Origin of the sequence: Curtobacterium sp. C1, assembly GCF_021049325.1 — a bacterium.
Taxonomy (GTDB): domain Bacteria; phylum Actinomycetota; class Actinomycetes; order Actinomycetales; family Microbacteriaceae; genus Curtobacterium; species Curtobacterium citreum.
The window spans coordinates 3,345,141-3,361,658 of the sequence record NZ_CP088076.1 but is presented as its reverse complement, the minus strand read 5'-3'; the positions used below and the strand labels follow the sequence as shown (position 1 = coordinate 3,361,658).

15 protein-coding genes are annotated in these 16,518 nt (G+C 73.9%); 10 read left to right on the top strand and 5 right to left on the bottom strand.

Features of this window, described 5'->3' with window-relative positions:
* Positions 1–27: 27 nt before the first annotated feature.
* The 4 genes from LQK89_RS16125 to LQK89_RS16110 all read right to left on the bottom strand — a co-directional run bounded on the left by LQK89_RS16125 (position 28) and on the right by LQK89_RS16110 (position 5,640).
* Entirely contained in the window at positions 28–3,444 is a 3,417-nt protein-coding gene (locus tag LQK89_RS16125) for a thioester reductase domain-containing protein (protein ID WP_231049687.1), read from the bottom strand.
* A gap of 46 nt (positions 3,445–3,490) precedes the next feature.
* Positions 3,491–4,165: a 4-phosphopantetheinyl transferase gene (locus LQK89_RS16120; protein ID WP_141859433.1), complete on the bottom strand. Its 675-nt coding sequence runs from the start codon at positions 4,163–4,165 to the stop codon at positions 3,491–3,493.
* A gap of 82 nt (positions 4,166–4,247) precedes the next feature.
* Positions 4,248–4,859: a CG0192-related protein gene (locus LQK89_RS16115; protein ID WP_231049686.1), complete on the bottom strand. Its 612-nt coding sequence runs from the start codon at positions 4,857–4,859 to the stop codon at positions 4,248–4,250.
* A 25-nt stretch (positions 4,860–4,884) separates the two neighbouring features.
* Entirely contained in the window at positions 4,885–5,640 is a 756-nt protein-coding gene (locus LQK89_RS16110; protein ID WP_058740718.1) for an SDR family NAD(P)-dependent oxidoreductase, read from the bottom strand.
* Positions 5,641–5,675: 35 nt separating this feature from the next.
* On the opposite strand from LQK89_RS16110, the gene LQK89_RS16105 reads away from it, so the two are divergent.
* Positions 5,676–6,494, top strand: a complete 819-nt coding sequence (locus LQK89_RS16105) for a putative RNA methyltransferase (protein WP_231049685.1) — start codon at positions 5,676–5,678, stop codon at positions 6,492–6,494.
* A gap of 136 nt (positions 6,495–6,630) precedes the next feature.
* Here LQK89_RS16105 and LQK89_RS16100 read toward each other — a convergent pair whose 3' ends face one another.
* A complete protein-coding gene (locus LQK89_RS16100) occupies positions 6,631–7,050 on the bottom strand; it encodes a VOC family protein (protein ID WP_175326851.1) in 420 nt (139 codons plus the stop codon).
* A 32-nt stretch (positions 7,051–7,082) separates the two neighbouring features.
* On the opposite strand from LQK89_RS16100, the gene LQK89_RS16095 reads away from it, so the two are divergent.
* From LQK89_RS16095 to LQK89_RS16055, 9 genes are all read left to right on the top strand, one after another.
* A complete protein-coding gene (locus LQK89_RS16095) occupies positions 7,083–8,066 on the top strand; it encodes a helix-turn-helix transcriptional regulator (RefSeq protein ID WP_231049684.1) in 984 nt (327 codons plus the stop codon).
* A 93-nt stretch (positions 8,067–8,159) separates the two neighbouring features.
* The gene (locus LQK89_RS16090) at positions 8,160–8,297 is read left to right on the top strand and encodes a hypothetical protein (protein WP_167509948.1); all 138 of its coding nucleotides are present in this window, start codon (positions 8,160–8,162) and stop codon (positions 8,295–8,297) included.
* A complete protein-coding gene (locus LQK89_RS16085; protein ID WP_058729515.1) occupies positions 8,294–8,383 on the top strand; it encodes a potassium-transporting ATPase subunit F in 90 nt (29 codons plus the stop codon). The genes LQK89_RS16090 and LQK89_RS16085 overlap by 4 nt, the downstream gene beginning before the upstream one ends.
* Positions 8,383–10,092 carry a potassium-transporting ATPase subunit KdpA gene (gene kdpA, locus LQK89_RS16080; protein ID WP_231049683.1) on the top strand — a complete coding sequence of 570 codons (1,710 nt, stop codon included), beginning with the start codon at positions 8,383–8,385 and terminating at the stop codon, positions 10,090–10,092. The genes LQK89_RS16085 and kdpA overlap by 1 nt, the downstream gene beginning before the upstream one ends.
* A gap of 29 nt (positions 10,093–10,121) precedes the next feature.
* On the top strand, positions 10,122–12,218 hold the full coding sequence (kdpB, locus tag LQK89_RS16075; RefSeq protein ID WP_231049682.1) for a potassium-transporting ATPase subunit KdpB: 2,097 nt from the start codon (positions 10,122–10,124) through the stop codon (positions 12,216–12,218).
* 4 nt (positions 12,219–12,222) lie between these two features.
* Positions 12,223–12,825 (top strand): potassium-transporting ATPase subunit KdpC, encoded by a 603-nt coding sequence (gene kdpC, locus LQK89_RS16070; protein WP_175326854.1) that lies wholly within the window; start codon positions 12,223–12,225, stop codon positions 12,823–12,825.
* A gap of 61 nt (positions 12,826–12,886) precedes the next feature.
* Positions 12,887–15,379: an ATP-binding protein gene (locus tag LQK89_RS16065; protein WP_231049681.1), complete on the top strand. Its 2,493-nt coding sequence runs from the start codon at positions 12,887–12,889 to the stop codon at positions 15,377–15,379.
* Complete coding sequence (locus LQK89_RS16060; RefSeq protein ID WP_058740724.1) at positions 15,376–16,092, top strand: response regulator; 717 nt, start codon at positions 15,376–15,378, stop codon at positions 16,090–16,092. The genes LQK89_RS16065 and LQK89_RS16060 overlap by 4 nt, the downstream gene beginning before the upstream one ends.
* Positions 16,073–16,462, top strand: coding sequence for a GNAT family N-acetyltransferase (locus LQK89_RS16055; protein ID WP_231049680.1), 390 nt, complete (start codon positions 16,073–16,075; stop codon positions 16,460–16,462). Before LQK89_RS16060 ends, LQK89_RS16055 begins: the two co-directional genes overlap by 20 nt.
* Positions 16,463–16,518: the final 56 nt, after the last annotated feature.

Sequence of the window (16,518 nt, the reverse complement as noted above, 5' to 3'; positions counted from 1 at the left end):
GCCTCCCGTCCGGTGGGGTGCGGCCCGTCAGCGCGCGCCGGCGCGTGCCGGCGAGAGCAGCCCCAGGAACGCGAGGTCGTCCGCGACCTTCGCGATGAGCGCGTGGTCGAGCGACGGGATGGTCGGGGAGCCGAGCGGCCGGACCCGGCGGACCGCGGCGGCGAAGCCGTCGGCGGGGATCGCGGAGCCGGCGTGCGGTGCCTCCGGGACGGCGAACGCGTGCATCAGCGGCAGCACCGATCGGGCGCGGTCCTCGTCCGGCAGGGCCGTCAGGGCCTCCCGGAACCGCGTGACCCACTCGGCGTGGTCCGCGATCCGCTCGACCGGGTGGCCGTCCTCGACCAGCCAGTCGACGAAGGTGTCGAGCGAGACGCCGTCGTCGTGCGGGTTCACGACGTTGTAGGTGTGGTGGCCCGAGGTGACCGCCGCGCCGATCGCGTCGATCGCGGCGGCCGTGAAGTCCGCGGGCAGCCCGTCGTAGTGCGACCGCTGCCGTGAGCCGTCCGGTGCGCGCTGCACGAACGACGCCGGCGCGAGGCCCGTCGCGAGCACGCTCCAGACCAGCCGCGTGAACACGTCGGGCAGGTTCACCTGGCCGCGCCAGCGGGGGTGCGCCAGGACCATGTCGGAGCGGAACACGGCGACGGGGACACCGTGGTGCTCGTGCGCCTCGCGGAGCAGCACCTCGCTCGCCCACTTGCTCGCGCCGTAGCCGTTCGCGTACTCGTCCGCGACCGTCCACTCCGGGATCGTCGTGCGGATGTCCGCCCGTTCGTCGAGCGCAGCCGGGGCGTCGGGTGCGACGTCCTCGGTGGTGCTCGGTCGGGCACCGCCGGCGACGGCGACGCTCGACACGAACGTGACCGGGACGCTCCCGGCGGCGATCGCGAGGCGCAGGACCTCGGCGGTGCCGACCACGTTCGGGCCGAACAGCGCGGAGTACGGCAGCACGTGGTTCACGAGGGCCGCGGCGTGCGCGACGAGGTCCACGCGGGCGGCGAGGTCCCGCCACCGGGCCTCGTCGAGGCCGAGCAGGTGCTCGCTGACGTCACCGGCGACCACCTCGAGCGCGCCGTCGAGCTCGCCGAGCCGCGCGACGAAGGCGGGGTCGGCGGCGAACGCGACCTCGAGGCGACGTCGGGCGTCCGCGTCGTCGGCACCGCGCACCAGGCAGACCAGGGTGCCGCCGACGGGGGCGAGCCGCTCGAGCCAGTCGATGACCGTGAAGCGTCCGAGGTAGCCGTTGCCGCCGGTGAGCAGGACGGTGCGGGTCCCCGCGTCGGTCCCGGCGTCAGCTGCCCGGTCCGCTGCCGGGTCCGCTGCTGCCCGGCTCGCCGTGGGCCGCCCGACCGGTTCGGGGACGGTGCCGAGCAGCCGGTCGAGGCGCAGGTCCGCCGCGCGCAGCACCGTCGGGTCGGCGCCGTGCACGCGGGCGAGGGTCGGTCGGTCGTCCGCGGCGGACCGCTCGACGAACGCGGCGACGGCGGCGAGGTCGTTTGTCGGGTCGGTGATCACGCCGACGGGGACCTCGGCGTCGAACACGTCCTCGAGGATCCCCGAGAAGGTCAGGGCGGAGAGCGAGTCGCCGCCGAGGTCCGAGAAGCGTGCGGCCGCGGCGGTCTCGGGGGACACCTCGGCGTGCAGGAACTCCTGCGCCGCACGGACCACCGTGTCGACGACCGGCTCGTCGGCCACGTGCTCGCGGAGGGCCGCGACGAGGGTGCCGCTCTGCTGCGCGTCGGCGGCGTCGTACACCGCGGCGAAGCGCTCGCCGTAGCGCTCGGTGAAGCGCGGGCGCAGGAGCTTCCGGGCGTCGGAGAGCATGCCGTTCTCGACCGTGAAGGGGTCCGGCTCGACGATCACGCCGCGGGGCACCTCGTACGGGGCGAGTCCGTGCTCCCGCGCGGTGCGCTGCAGGGCGGCGAGGACGTCGCGCTCGGTCGCCGCCGGGTCGGTGGGGACGACCACGGCGAGCAGGAACGCGTGCCGGCTGTCCCCGTGCAGGGCGACCTGGCGGACCTCGGGAGTGCCGCCGTAGGTCGCCTCGAGCGCGGCGACGGCGACGAACTCGCCCTGCGAGAGCTTGATCACGTTGTTCCGGCGGTCGAGGTACGCGTACGTGTCCGGCCCGGTCTGCGCCATCACGTCGCCGGTGCGGTAGAAGCCGTCCTCGTCGAAGACCGCGGCGGTGACGTCCGGGCGGCGGAAGTACCCGGGGATCACGGCCGTGCTCTTCACGAGCAGCTCGCCGCGCGGGTGGGGTCGGTCGGTGGTCCGGTAGCCGAGCTCGGGGACGTCGACGAGCTTGTGCTCGGTGACCGGCGGCTGCTGGACGACCCCGTCGCGCAGGATGCTGCCGGCCTCGGTCGAGCCGTAGAGGTCGTGCAGGGTCGTCCCGAGGCAGTCCTCGACGTACGCGCGGAGCTCGGGGGTCAGGGGTGCGCTCGCGCAGATCGCCTGCCGGATCCGTCCGCCGAGCGCTCGGACGCGCAGGTCGGCCTGCACGGCGGCGCGGACGGCGGCCGGGTCGGTCGCGTCCGCATCCGCCCCTGCCCCGGCCAGGCGGCGCTGTTCCTCGCGCTCGCCCTCCTGTCGGATCATCTCGGCCACGCGGGGCACGAGGACGAGCTCGGTCGGGGCGTACACCCGGAGGTCCTCGAACAGCGTCGACAGGTCGGTGGAGGTCGCGAGCGCCAGGGTCCCGCCGCGGCCGAGCGTGGCGAGCACGGCGGCGCGTCCGGTGAGGTGGCTCATCGGCAGGTAGGCGTACCCGACGACGTCGGCGGCCGGGGCGGCGGTGGTGTCCGGGGCGGTGCGGTCGCTGCGGTCGGGGCGCAGCGCGTGCCACAGCCGTTCGACCATCGCCCGCGTGTACATCGCGCCCTTCGGGGTGCCGGTGCTCCCGGAGGTGTAGAGCAGGAGCGCGAGCGGGTCCTCGCCCGCAGCCGGGTGCCACGGCGTCGGGCGGGACAGGTCGGTGCCCCGGCCGACGAGCGCGCCGAGCGTCGGCAGGCCTTGGTCCCCGTCCTCGTCGCCGGCGTCCAGCAGCACGGTGCGCACCGCGGCGTCCGACGTCGCGAGCACCGCCCGGGCCGTCGGCAGGTGCTCGGCCGCGACGCCGAGCCACACCGGCTCGGTCTCGTCGACGATCGCCCGGAGCGCCGACACCGGCGCGCTGGTCTGCAGCGGCACGGTCACCGCGCCGAGGATCCAGGCCGCGAGCTCGAGCGTCACGACGTCGGCGGTCGCGGCGCCGAGCACCGCGACCCGGTCGCCCGCCGAGACGGTCTCGCCCAGGACGGCCGCGACCGACCCGGCGCGGTCCCAGAGCTCCCGGAAGCTCGTGTCGGTGACGGTCGTGCCGTCCCGGTGCCGCAGGGCGGTGCGGTCCGCGTGCTGCGCGAACACCGCCTCGACCGACGTGTCGTCGTGGTGCTGGTCCATCGTTCGTCCCTTCGTCGTTCCTCGGGCGCGCCCCTGCGCGTCCGTCTCAGCGCTCGTGGAGCGCCGCCCCCGCCAGCGCCGCCCCCGCCAGTGCCGTCCCCCGGTCAACCGCCCAGTGGCCCGTCGCGGTGAACGCCGGCCCCCGGCGCTCGGTCGCGGTGAAGCTGCCGTCCCGGTGCAGCTCGACGGTTGCGCCGTCGATGCCGAACCAGCCGCCGTGCGCCGCGGTCCGCGCCTTCGCGACCGCCTCGGACGCGGCGAGCAGCACGCTGTCCGGACTCTCAACCCCGATCCGGCGCAGCGCACGCAGACCGGCCGTGACCGGCGTGCTGTCCAGGTCCGCGATGCGTGCGAGCACCCCCGCGGGCAGCGGTGCCGCCGGGGTCGCGTCGATGCCGATGCCGGCGTGCTCGTCGCGGCGTCCGACGGCGCACGCGCGGAGTCCGGTGCAGTGCGTGATCGTGCCGACGACCCCCTCGGGCCAGACGGGCGCGCCGTCCCGCGCGACCGGCAGGGTCCCCGCGCGGATCCCGGTCGCCGCCAGGGCGCGGCGGGCGAGCAGCCGTCCGGTCAGGAACTCCGCTCGGCGGGCGGGCAGCGCTCCTGCGACCGCGGCCGCCTCGTCGTCGGCGAGGGTCCCCTCGAGGTCCTGCGTCGCGGTCGCGACGACCACCGAGGCGGGCAGGAGCGCCGACCAGGGGGACCTCCGTCGAAGTTGCACATTGCAATCAGACGCCGGTTCCCTCGGAGTCCCCCGAACGGGGCACGTTGCCGGCGGGGTCGGGGAGCGTCCGCGACGTCGGTCAGGCGGGCAGCACCGCGACGACCACGTGCCGGTCGCCCCACGCCGCGGTCAAGGTCTCGCCTTCTGGGACCGGGAGACCGACGACCCGGAGCACCACGAGGTCGCCGTGGTCGGTCCGGACGGTCGTCTCGGTGCCGTCGGTGTGCGCCGCGACCGTCGTCACCGTGGGGGAGACCGCCGCCGTGCCGCTCCCGTGCGCCGTCGCCTCCTTGTCGAGGCGCCCGGTGCCGTCGGCACGCTCGAGCTCGGCCTCGTGGCCGCCCGTCGCGATCGCGCGCCGCACGACGTCGGCGTAGACCGGGTCACCGGCGGCGTCGTACACCCAGCGGCGACCGAGCACGGAGTGGTCCATCTCGGTGACGAGGTGCGCCCGAGCAGCGTCGAGCGGCGCTCCGCGGTACGTCAGCGGGGTGTGCAGGAGCCGGCCGTCCGGGGTCTGCACGAGGAGCACCTCGACGCCGACCTCGCCCGCGGGGTCGTCGAAGCGGAAGCGCGTCACGACCTCGACGGGATCGCCCGCCGTCAGGCCGCTCCACGGCTGGGCCGGGAGCCAGGCGGCGAGGGCCTCGGCCTTGGACGGTCGGAGTGTCGCGCGGTGGATGACGGCCATGGACCGACGCTACCGAGCCGTCGCCTCAGTGCACCGAGAACCCGCCGTCGACGGCGATCGACTGTCCCGTGACGTAGGCGGACCCGGGCCCGGCGAGGAAGACCGCCGCGGCCGCGAAGTCCGAGGCCTCGCCGTTCCGGCCGACGAGCGTGCGGGCCGCGAGCGCGGCGACCCGTTCCGGATCGGCGGAGAGCCGTCGGTTCAGCGCGGTCTGCACGAACCCGGGCACCAGGACGTTGGCAGTGACCCCACGGCCCGACCAGGCCTCTGCCTGCGACCGGACCAGTGCCTCCAGGGCGGCCTTGGAGACCCCGTAGGCGCCGCTCGCGGCGAACGGTCGGTGGGCCTGCTGCGAGCTGATGCCGATGATCCGGCCGTACCCGCGTGCCGCCATGCCCGGCGCGAGCCGCTGCCCGAGGACGAACGGTGCATCGAGGTTCACGGCCATCGTCGCGTCCCAGGTGGCCTCGTCGAGCTCCGGCATCGGCGGGCGCAGGTTGATCCCCGCCGAGTTGACCAGGACGTCGACCTCACCGACGGCATCGGCCAGGGCGTGGGCGCCGCCCCGGGTCGACAGGTCCGCGACGAGGCCCGCGGCCGATCCGCCCGCGTGCACGATCGCGGCGACGGCCTCGTCGATCGTGGAGCGGGTCCGGGCCGCGACCACCACGTGCGCCCCGGCGTCCGCCAGTGCCTCCGCGATCGCCCGCCCGATGCCCGAGCTCCCGCCGGTCACCAGGGCGCGACGCCCGTCCAGACCGAAGAGCTGCTCGAGCGACATCGGGCCAGGGTATCGACGCTGCGTACGCTGTGGGGGTGCGCGACGACCTGCTCCCCGTGCTCGCCTGCCCCGTCTGCGCCGAGCCGCTCGCCCGTGTCGCCGACGGCTCGGTGGGCTGCGCGACCGGACACCGGTACGACGAGGCGAAGCAGGGCCACCTGACGCTGCTGCCCGCGAAGCGCCGCGCGCTGACCGCGGACACGCCCGCGATGGTCGACGCCCGGCTGCGCTTCCTCGGCCGCGGGCACTACGCCCCGGTGGAGCGGGCGCTCGCCGCTGTGGTCGCCGAGGCGACGGCGCCCGGAGTCGTGCTCGACGTCGGGTCCGGGCCCGGCACGTACCTGGCCCACGCCCTCGAGACCGGGGCCGCGGCCGACCGCCTCGGCGTCGCGCTGGACCTGTCCGCCGTGGCGATCCGTCGTGCCGCGCGCATCCACCCGCGGGCGGGAGCCGTCGTCGGGGACGTGACCGAGCGCCTCCCGGCCGTCGACGACGCAGCCGCGGTCGTGCTGGACGTCTTCGCGCCCCGCAACCAGCGGGAGTACGCGCGGGTGCTGCACCCGGCGGGGGTCCTGGCGGTGGTGACCCCGCGGACCGGCCACCTGACGGAGCTCGCCGAGGCGACCATCGCGGTGGACCCGGAGAAGGAGCGGCGGCTGCACGACTCGTTGACACCGTCGTTCGTGCTGCGGAGCTCGGACGACCTGACGTGGTCGATGGAGCTGACCGCGGATGACGTGCACGACGTGGTGCACATGGGGCCGAGTCACCACCACGTGGACCCGGAGCGGACCTTCGCGTCGGCGACCGTCACGGCGGCGGTGACGGTGAGTACCTGGACGCCGGTGGGCTGAGGGCGCTGCGCGTCTGGTGCTCGGCCTCGGCGTTCGTGGAGCAGAAGACGTCGGGTCGCCGGAACGGACCCGACGTCTTCTGCTCCATCGACGACGCGCGCCGACGCAGCCGCGCCCGCGCGCCACCCGCCCCGCCTCAGCCCTGCGGTGCCGCCACGTCCAGCTGCCACACGACCCCGAACCGGTCGCGCAGCTGCCCGGCGAGCGGCGCCCACGGCGACGGCCCGAGCGGCTGCCGCACCTCGGCGCCCTCGGACAGCCCGTCCCAGTACCGGGTGACCTCGTCCGCGTCGTCGCCGTGCACGAAGACGTAGAAGCCGTTCGTGCCCTGGTCGTACGGCTGGTCCGGCCAGACGTCGAACGCCATGATGCGGAAGCCGGCCTCGGTGGCGACCTGGCCGAAGACGATCCGGTCGGCCCAGGCCGGGTCCTGCGACGCGCCCATCTGGCCGTAGGTGGTCGCCTGCACGGTGCCGCCGAAGGCAGCCGCCCAGAAGTCGAGGGCCTCGCGGGCCTGTCCGTCGAAGTTGATGTGGGTCGTGGTCTCGATGCTCATGGGACGAGGATGACGGGCATTGCGGTCAGATCATGACCGCTTCTCGCGGCATGATCGTCGACATGTCCGGTCCGTCCTCGCGCATGCTCGCGCTGCTCTCCCTGCTGCAGGTACACCGCGAGTGGCCGGGCGACGAACTCGCGACCCGACTGGCCGTCAGCCCGCGGACCCTGCGCCGCGACGTCGACCGGCTCCGCGACCTCGGCTACCGGGTCGAGGCCGTGCGCGGGCCGGCGGGCGGGTACCGCCTGGGCGCCGGGTCCGACCTGCCGCCGCTGCTCTTCGACGACGAGCAGGCCGTCGCGGTCGCCCTCGCCCTCGCCGTGGCGCCCGCCTCCGGTGCCGACATCGCCGAGGCGGCCGCCCGGGCGCTCACCACCGTCCGACAGGTCATGCCGGAGCACCTCCGGAACCGCGTGGACCTCGTGAACGCCGTCACCGCACCCGGTACGACGCGCGCGGACCCGGAGGTGCTGGTCGCCGTGAGCGCAGCCGTGCACCGCCACGAGGTCCTGCGCTTCGGCTACGGCGAGCGCGACACCCTGCACCGGGTCGAGCCGCACGCGGTCGTCGCGCGGAGTGGCCGCTGGTACCTGCTCGCGTGGGAGCCCGAGCGCGACGACTGGCGGACCTACCGCGTCGACCGGATCGCGCCGCGGATGCCGACCCGGCTCCCGTTCACCCCGCGTCCGGTGCCGGGCGGGGACGTCGCCGCGTTCGTGTCGGCGCGGTTCCGGGGCTCGGACCGCGACGACGCCTGGCCGTGCACGGGTTCCGTGCTGGTGCGCGCCGAGGACGCGGCGCGGATCGCCCCGTTCCTGCCGGAGGACGCCGTCGTCGAGGCGCTCGACGACGGCCGCAGCCGGATCACCCGCGGGTCGTGGTCCTGGGACGGGCTCGCGGGAGCGTTCGCCGCGTCCACCGTGCCCTTCGCGGTCGAGGAGCCGGACGCGCTCCGCGCCGCGGTCGCCGCGCTCACCGGTCGGCTGCAGGAGGCGATCGGCGACGGGCGTTAGGGCGGCGCATGCGTCCGTCAGCAGGCCGTCAGGATCCCGTTAGGACCGGCCTGGAGGCGCGTCACCGGATCCAGCATCGGTTCCGCACCACACGTGGTGCGGCCCGAACCGCCCGGCTCGGACCCCGCAGCAACCCTGGAGTCCCTCGTGTTCGACGTCTTCGTCGTCGCCGGTGTCCTCGCCGTGTTCGGCGTGGTGGCACTCATCGCCAAGGGGGTGGAGCGGCTGTGATCGTCGTCACCATCGCCGCAGCCGTCCTCGGCATCGCATCGGTCGTCTACCTGGTGTGGGCCCTGGTCCACCCGGAGCGCTTCTGATGGCGGGCTCCATCGCGCTGGGTTCATCAGCAGCGGAGTCGTGGGCCGGCATCGCCCAGGTCGCGACCCTCGTCCTGCTCCTCGTCGTCGCGTACCGTCCGGTCGGCGACTGGATGGCGCACGTGTACACCCCGACCAAGCACAGCCGCGTCGAGCGCGGTGTGTACCGGGTGATCGGGGTCGACCCCGACGCCGAGCAGTCCTGGCCCGCGTACCTGCGCGGCGTGCTGCTCTTCAGCGTCGTCGGGGTGTTCGTCGTCTACCTGCTGCAGCGCATCCAGGTCGTGCTGCCGGGCGACCTCGGGCTGCCGAACGTCGGGCCGTCGCTCGCCTTCAACACGGCGGCGTCCTTCGTCACGAACACGAACTGGCAGTCCTACTCGCCCGAGGCCACCCTCGGCTACTCCGTGCAGATGGCGGGCCTCGCGGTGCAGAACTTCCTGTCCGCAGCGGTCGGCCTCGCGGTCGCCGTCGCCCTGGTCCGCGGGTTCGCCCGCCGGAAGTCCGGCACGCTCGGCAACGTCTGGGTCGACGTGGTGCGCGGCACCGGTCGGCTGCTGCTGCCCGGCGCGTTCGTGTTCGCGATCGTGCTCATCGCGGGCGGCGTCGTGCAGTCCTGGGGTTCCGGGATCGACGTCACCACCCTCGCCGGAGGCACGCAGCACATCCCGGACGGCTTCGTCGCGTCGCAGGAGGCGATCAAGGAGCTCGGCACGAACGGTGGCGGCTACTTCAACGCGAACTCGGCGCACCCGTTCGAGAACCCGCAGGCGTGGACGAACCTCGTCGAGGTCTTCCTCATGCTCGTCATCCCGTTCTCGCTGCCGCGCACCTTCGGGCGACTGGTGGGCGACGACCGCCAGGGCTACGCGATCCTCGCCGTGATGGGCGCGATCTTCCTCGTGTCGCTCTCGGTGATGTCGATCGCCGAGCTCGCCGGCGGCGGGACCGCGACCCAGGCGGCCGGTGCCGCGATGGAGGGCAAGGAGGTGCGCTTCGGCATCCTCGGCACGACCCTCTTCGGGACGACCTCCACCGCCACGTCCACCGGCGCCGTGAACGGCATGTTCGACAGCTTCACGCCGATCGGCGGCATGATGGCGCTCCTCAACATGATGCTCGGCGAGATCAGCCCCGGCGGCGTCGGCTCCGGCCTGTACGGCATGCTCGTGCTCGCGGTCATCACGGTGTTCATCGGCGGACTGCTCGTCGGACGCACGCCGGAGTACCTCGGCAAGAAGATCCGCGCCCGCGAGATGACCTTCGCGGCGCTCTACATCCTCGTCACGCCGACCCTGGCGCTGCTCGGCACCGGACTGTCCCTGGCGATCCCCGGCGTCCGTGAGCAGGTCCTCGGCACGAGCCTGTTCAACCCCGGCAACCACGGCCTGTCCGAGCTGCTGTACGCCTTCACCTCGGGCGCGAACAACAACGGCTCGGCGTTCGGCGGCCTGACCGCGAACACGACGTGGATGAACTCAGCGCTCGGCGTCGTGATGCTGCTCGGTCGGTTCATCCCGATCGCGCTCGTCCTGGCGCTCGCCGGGTCGCTCGCCGCCCAGGACAAGGTGCCCGAGACCAGCGGCACGCTGCCGACCCACCGACCGCTGTTCGTCGGCCTGCTCGGCGCCGTCGCGGTGATCGTCACCGCCCTGACCTACTTCCCGGTCCTCGCCCTCGGACCGCTCGCAGAAGCACTCGCCCGATGAAAGCCCAGCCGATGTCCAAGGACACTGCAATGACCACCGCGACCGACGCGCCGGAGACGACCACCGCCTCCAGGCCGACCACCTCGTCCGCCTTCGGACCCCGACAACTGGCGGCGGGCCTCCCGGGTGCCCTGCGCAAGCTGGACCCGCGCCTGATGTGGCGCAACCCCGTCATGTTCATCGTCGAGGTCGGTGCCGCGCTCACCACGGTGACCGCCTTCGTCGAGCCGTCCGTCTTCACCGCCGCGATCGCGGTGTGGCTCTGGCTGACCGTCGTCTTCGCCAACCTGGCCGAGGCCGTTGCCGAGGGCCGGGGCAAGGCGCAGGCCGACACCCTGCGGAAGACCCGGTCCACCACGAGCGCGCAGCGCGTCCGTGGGTACGACGCGACCGGCGACCCTGCCGCCCTGCACGCCGAGACCGAGGAGCTCGCCTCCGTCGACCTCGCCAAGGGGGACGTCGTGGTCGTCGTGGCCGGCGAGGTCGTCCCCGGTGACGGCGACGTCGTCGACGGCATCGCGAGCGTCGACGAGTCGGCCGTCACCGGCGAGTCCGCGCCCGTCATCCGCGAGTCCGGCGGCGACCGCAGCGCCGTGACGGGCGGCACCCGGGTGCTGTCCGACCGGATCGTCGTGCGGATCACCTCGACCCCCGGCGAGACGTTCATCGACCGGATGATCCGCCTGGTCGAGGGGGCGGCTCGGCAGAAGACGCCGAACGAGATCGCGCTGAACATCCTGCTCGCGTCGCTGTCGATCGTGTTCGTGATCGTCTGCCTGACGATGCAGCCCATCGCCGGCCTGGTCGGCGCGACCGTCAGCGTGCCGGTGCTCATCGCCCTGCTCGTCTGCCTCATCCCGACCACCATCGGCGCGCTGCTCTCCGCGATCGGCATCGCCGGCATGGACCGGCTCGTGCAGCACAACGTCCTGGCGATGTCCGGCCGTGCGGTCGAGGCCGCCGGTGACATCACGACCCTGCTGCTCGACAAGACCGGCACGATCACGTACGGCAACCGCCAGGCCTCGCGCGTGGTGCCGGTCCCCGGGGTGCCCGAGCGCACGCTGCTCGAGGCCGCCGCGCTGTCGAGCGCCGCGGACAGCACCCCCGAGGGTCGCTCGATCGTGACGCTCGCAGCGGCCGACGGTGTCACGCCGGGCAACCCCGCCGGGGCGACCGAGGTGCCGTTCACCGCGCAGACCCGGATGTCCGGCCTCGACCTGGCCGACGGTGCGCAGATCCGCAAGGGCGCCGCGGCCGCCGTGCTCGCCTGGGCCGGGGACGCCGACCCCGCGGTCGTGGCCGCGGTGGACGCCACGGTCGCCGAGATCTCCGACCAGGGCGGGACGCCGCTCGTCGTCGGACGCCGGGACGCGTCGGGCGCCGTCGCCCTGCTCGGCGTCGTGCACCTGAAGGACGTCGTGAAGGACGGCATGGCAGCCCGGTTCGCCGAGCTCCGGAGCATGGGCATCCGCACGGTGATGATCACCGGCGACAACCCGCGCACCGCGAAGGCGATCGCCGCCGAGGCCGGCGTCGACGACTTCCTCGCCGAGGCCACCCCGGAGGACAAGCTCGCGCTCATCAAGCGGGAGCAGGAAGGCGGCAACCTCGTCGCGATGACCGGTGACGGCACGAACGACGCCCCCGCCCTGGCGCAGGCGGACGTCGGCGTGGCGATGAACACCGGCACCACCGCCGCGAAGGAGGCCGGCAACATGGTCGACCTCGACTCCGACCCGACGAAGCTCATCGACATCGTCCGGATCGGCAAGCAGCTGCTCATCACCCGCGGCGCGCTCACCACCTTCTCCATCGCCAACGACGTCGCGAAGTACTTCGCGATCATCCCGGCCATGTTCCAGGCGGCGTTCCCCAGCCTCGCGGCGCTCAACATCATGGGGCTGCACAGCCCGTCGTCCGCGATCCTGTCCGCGGTCGTCTTCAACGCCCTCGTCATCGTGGCGCTCATCCCGCTCTCCCTGCGCGGCGTGCGCTACCGGGCGGCCTCCGCGTCGTCCGTCCTCGGACGCAACCTGCTCGTCTACGGGCTCGGCGGCGTCATCGTCCCCTTCGTCGGCATCAAGCTGATCGACCTCGTCGTCGGTCTCATCCCGGGGTTCTAGTCCAATGGCATCCGTACGGTCCACCTTCCGCTCCACGGGTGTGGCGATCCGCCTCACCCTCCTGTCCACCGTCGTCCTCGGCGTCGCCTACCCGCTCGCGGTGTGGGGCGTCGGCCAGGCCGCCTTCCACGACCAGGCCAACGGCTCGATGGTCACCGACTCGTCGGGCAAGGTCGTCGGCTCGTCCCTCATCGGGCAGTCGTTCGACGGCAAGGACGCCGACCGTTGGTTCCAGTCGCGTCCGAGCGCCGCGGGCGAGAAGGGCTACGACGCGAACGCCTCGTCCGGCTCGAACCTCGGCCCGTCGAACCCCGACCTGACGAAGGCCGTCGAGGAGCGCCGCGCCGCGCTGGCGAAGGCCGACGGGGTGTCCGCCGCGGACGTCCCCGCCGACGCGGTCACGGCGTCCGGCTCCGGGCTCGACCCCGACATCAGCCCGGAGTACGCGCTCCAGCAGGTGTCCCGGGTGGCCTCGGCCCGCGGGCTGTCCGCCGACGCCGTCCGGAAGCTCGTCGACGAGCACACCGAGTCCCGGCAGCTCGGGTTCCTCGGTGAGCCGGTCGTCAACGTGCTCGAGCTGAACCTGGCGCTCGCCGCGACGCGCTGACCGTTCCCGATGGCACCGTGCGATCCACGGAGCACGCACCGAACAGCGAGAGGATGACCCCGTGAAGCGAGGCAAACTGCGGGTCCTGCTCGGCGCGGCCCCCGGCGTCGGCAAGACGTTCACGATGCTCGAGGAGGGGCACCGCATGCAGGCGGAGGGCCGCGACGTGGTGGTCGCCGTCGTCGAGACCCACGAACGTGCTGCCACCGCCGCCCTGGTCGACGGGCTCGAGGTCGTCCCCCGCCGGGTCGTCGAGCACCGCGGGGTGTCCCTCGACGACATGGACCTCGACGCCGTCGTCGCCAGGGCCCCCGACGTCGCGCTGGTCGACGAGCTCGCGCACACGAACGCCCCCGGCAGCCAGAACGAGAAGCGGTGGCAGGACGTCGAGGCGCTCCTCGCCGCGGGCATCAGCGTCATCTCGACCGTGAACATCCAGCACATGCAGTCCCTCGGCGACGTCGTCCGCGAGATCACCGGCACGGTGCAGCGCGAGACCGTCCCCGACGCCGTCGTCCGCGCCGCCGACCAGATCGAGGTCGTGGACCTCGCCCCGGCGTCCCTGCGCGAGCGGCTGTCGGACGGGCTGGTCTACCCGGCGGCCCGCATCGACGCGGCCCTGTCGAACTACTTCCGGCTCGGCAACCTCACCGCCCTGCGCGAGATCGCCCTGCTCTGGCTCGCCGACGAGGTCGACGACGCGCTCAAGGCCTACCGCGCCGAGCACGGCATCGACCACCGCTGGGAGACCCGCGAGCGCGTGCTCGTCGCCCTGACCGGCGGCCCCGAGGGCGAGACCCTGCTGCGCCGCGGTGCCCGCATCGCGGCCCGCAGCGCCGGTGGCGAGCTCGCGGCCGTGCACGTCACGACGAACGACGGGCTCCGCGTCCGGCACCCGGGCGCCCTCGGCAAGCAGCGCACCCTGCTCGAACAGCTCGGGGGGACGTACCACCAGGTCGTCGGCGACGACGTGCCGACCACCCTGGTCCGCTTCGCGAAGTCGATCGACGCGACCCAGATCGTCATCGGCGTCAGTCGGCGCACGCGGCTGGCCGCCGCCATCACCGGCCCCGGCATCGGCAACACGGTCATCCAGGAGTCCGGCGACATCGACGTGCACGTCGTCACGCACGAACGGGCCGGCGGCGGGTTCGCGCTGCCGAAGCTCGGCGGCAGCCTGTCCCGGGCCCGGATCGTCGCCGCCTTCGCGGTGTCCCTCGTGCTCGGGCCGCTCCTGACCTGGCTCCTGTCGTTCGGCAACGACCCGGACGCCATCACGGTCGACGTGCTGTCGTACCAGCTGCTCGTGCTCGTCGTCGCGCTCACCGGCGGGATGTGGCCCGCGGTCTTCACGGCGGTGTTGTCCGGGCTGAGCCTCGACTTCTTCTTCGTGCAACCCCTCTACATGGTCACCGTCCAGCAGCCGTGGCACCTCGTGGCCCTCGTGATGTACGTGATCAGCGCCGTGCTCGTCAGCTTCGTGGTCGACCGGTCCGCGCGCCGGAGCCGTGCGGCCCGTCGGGCGGCGGCCGAGTCGGGGCTCCTCGTCGGGATCGCCGGCAGCGTCCTCCGCGGCGACGACGCCCTGCAGGCGCTCCTCGACCGGACGCGCGAGGCGTTCGGGTTCACCGGCGTGCGGATCCGGCAGGGCGACGAGGTCCCGGCCACGTCGGGCACGTTCGCGGGCGCGCCGGACGCGACCACGAGCCTCCCGTCCGGTGCCGTCCTGGAGTTCTCCGGCGCCCCCGACGACCCGACCCAGCGCCGCCTGCTGCGGGTCGTCGAGCAGCAGCTCGACGCCGCCGTCGAGCACCGGGAGCTGACCCGCACCGCGGTCGACGCGGAGCGCATCGCGGCCGCGGACCGGGTGCGGAGCGCCATCCTCGCGGCGGTCGGCCACGACGTGCGACGGCCGATCGCGGCCGCGTCGGCGGCCGTGCAGACGCTGCACGCCGCCGACATCGAGCTGTCGCCGGCCGACCGGGAGGCCCTGCTCACCACCGCCGACGAGAGCCTGCGGCAGCTGGCGGGTCTGCTGGCCGACCTGCTCGACGTGAGCCGCGTGCAGGCCGGGGTGCTCGCCGTCACGCCGCTGCCGACCGCCCTCGAGACGGTCGTCGCACCCGCCCTCGACGAACTCGAGCTCGGACCGGACGACGTCGACCTCGACCTGCCGGGCGACCTGCCGCCCGTCCTCGCCGACCCCGTGCTGCTGCAGCGCGTCGTCGTGAACCTGCTCGCGAACGCGAGCCGCTACGCGCCGGACGGCACCCGTGTCCGCGTCGCCGCGAGCGCCTTCGGCGGCGGGGTCGAACTCCGCGTCGCCGACCACGGACCCGGCATACCCGAGGACCGACGCGACGACGTCTTCCAGCCGTTCCAGCGGCTCGGTGACACCGACAACGACACCGGCCTCGGGCTGGGACTCGCGCTCGCGCGCGGGTTCACCGAGGGCATGGGCGGCACGATCGAGGTCGACGACACCCCCGGCGGCGGCCTGACCGTCGTCGTGCGGCTGCCGATCGCCGGACACCTGGGAGTGGATGTCAAGTGAGCACGAAGGTCCTCATCGCGGACGACGACGCGCAGCTCGTCCGTGCGCTCTCGGTGACGCTCGCCGCCCGCGGGTACGAGGTCGCGACCGCCCGCGACGGCCGTGCCGCGATCGACGCCGTGATCACCGAGCGCCCGGACATCGTGATGCTCGACCTCGGCATGCCGCGGCTCGACGGCATCGGTGTGCTCGAGGGCATCCGCGCCTGGTCCCAGGTGCCCGTGCTCGTGCTCTCCGGGCGGACGGACTCGTCCGACAAGGTCGACGCACTCGACGCCGGGGCGGACGACTACGTGACGAAGCCCTTCCAGATGGACGAGCTGCTCGCCCGCCTCCGGGCCCTCGGCCGCCGGCAGGCCACCGCCGCGGCGACCGCCGGGGCGACCCCCACCGTGGTGATCGGGGAGCTCGTGGTGGACCTCGTCGCGAAGCAGGTCACCCCGCCGTCCGGCCCAGCGATCCGGCTGACGCCGACCGAGTGGCGGCTCCTCGAGGTGCTCGTGACGAACCCCGGGCGGCTCATGACCCGCGAGATGCTCCTGACCGAGGTGTGGGGTCCGACGCACGGGAACGACTCCGGGTACCTGCGGCTGTACATGGCGCAGCTGCGGCGGAAGCTCGAGCCCGAGCCGTCGCACCCGCGGTACCTGGTGACGGAGTCGGGGATGGGGTACCGGTTCGCGCCGAACGGGGGTGGGGGCCTTCCGTCCTGAGCTGCGCCCGACGCGCGTCGACGCGGCCGACGTCCCGGAGCTCCACGCCTTCCTGACCGCGTGCGACCTGACGGTCGCCGGACTCGCCGAACCCTCGGTCCGCCTGTGGGTGGTCCGGGACGCGCCCGGCTCCGTCGTCGCCTCCACCGGGTACGAGACGGGGTCGGACGGGAGGCACGTCCTCCTCCGCAGCGTCGCCGTCGGTCCGGCGCTCCGCGGCTCCGGCACGGGGACGGCGCTGGCAGGGTTCGCTCCCGCCGACCGCGAGGAGCTCGTCACCGTGCTCGCCGGGACGACCCAGGTCGAGCTGTTCCGTGCGAGCGGACAGCTCGGGCGCGAGGTGGCGTGGAGTCGGCCGCTCGGGCGGTGAAGCGGTCCCCGCCCTGCGTCGACAGCACCCGCCCGGCGGTCCCTTAGGCGCGTCCA

Bases quoted from the DNA above. Each gene is read 5' to 3' on its own strand.
- LQK89_RS16100 (WP_175326851.1), bottom strand. From the start codon at position 7,050: ATGAGCATCGAGACCACGACCCACATCAACTTCGACGGACAGGCCCGC.
- LQK89_RS16115 (WP_231049686.1), bottom strand. From the start codon at position 4,859: ATGGCCGTCATCCACCGCGCGACACTCCGACCGTCCAAGGCCGAGGCC.
- LQK89_RS16125 (WP_231049687.1), bottom strand. From the start codon at position 3,444: ATGGACCAGCACCACGACGACACGTCGGTCGAGGCGGTGTTCGCGCAG.
- LQK89_RS16095 (WP_231049684.1), top strand. From the start codon at position 7,083: ATGACCGCTTCTCGCGGCATGATCGTCGACATGTCCGGTCCGTCCTCG.
- LQK89_RS16110 (WP_058740718.1), bottom strand. From the start codon at position 5,640: ATGTCGCTCGAGCAGCTCTTCGGTCTGGACGGGCGTCGCGCCCTGGTG.
- kdpC (WP_175326854.1), top strand. From the start codon at position 12,223: ATGGCATCCGTACGGTCCACCTTCCGCTCCACGGGTGTGGCGATCCGC.
- kdpB (WP_231049682.1), top strand. From the start codon at position 10,122: ATGACCACCGCGACCGACGCGCCGGAGACGACCACCGCCTCCAGGCCG.
- kdpA (WP_231049683.1), top strand. From the start codon at position 8,383: ATGGCGGGCTCCATCGCGCTGGGTTCATCAGCAGCGGAGTCGTGGGCC.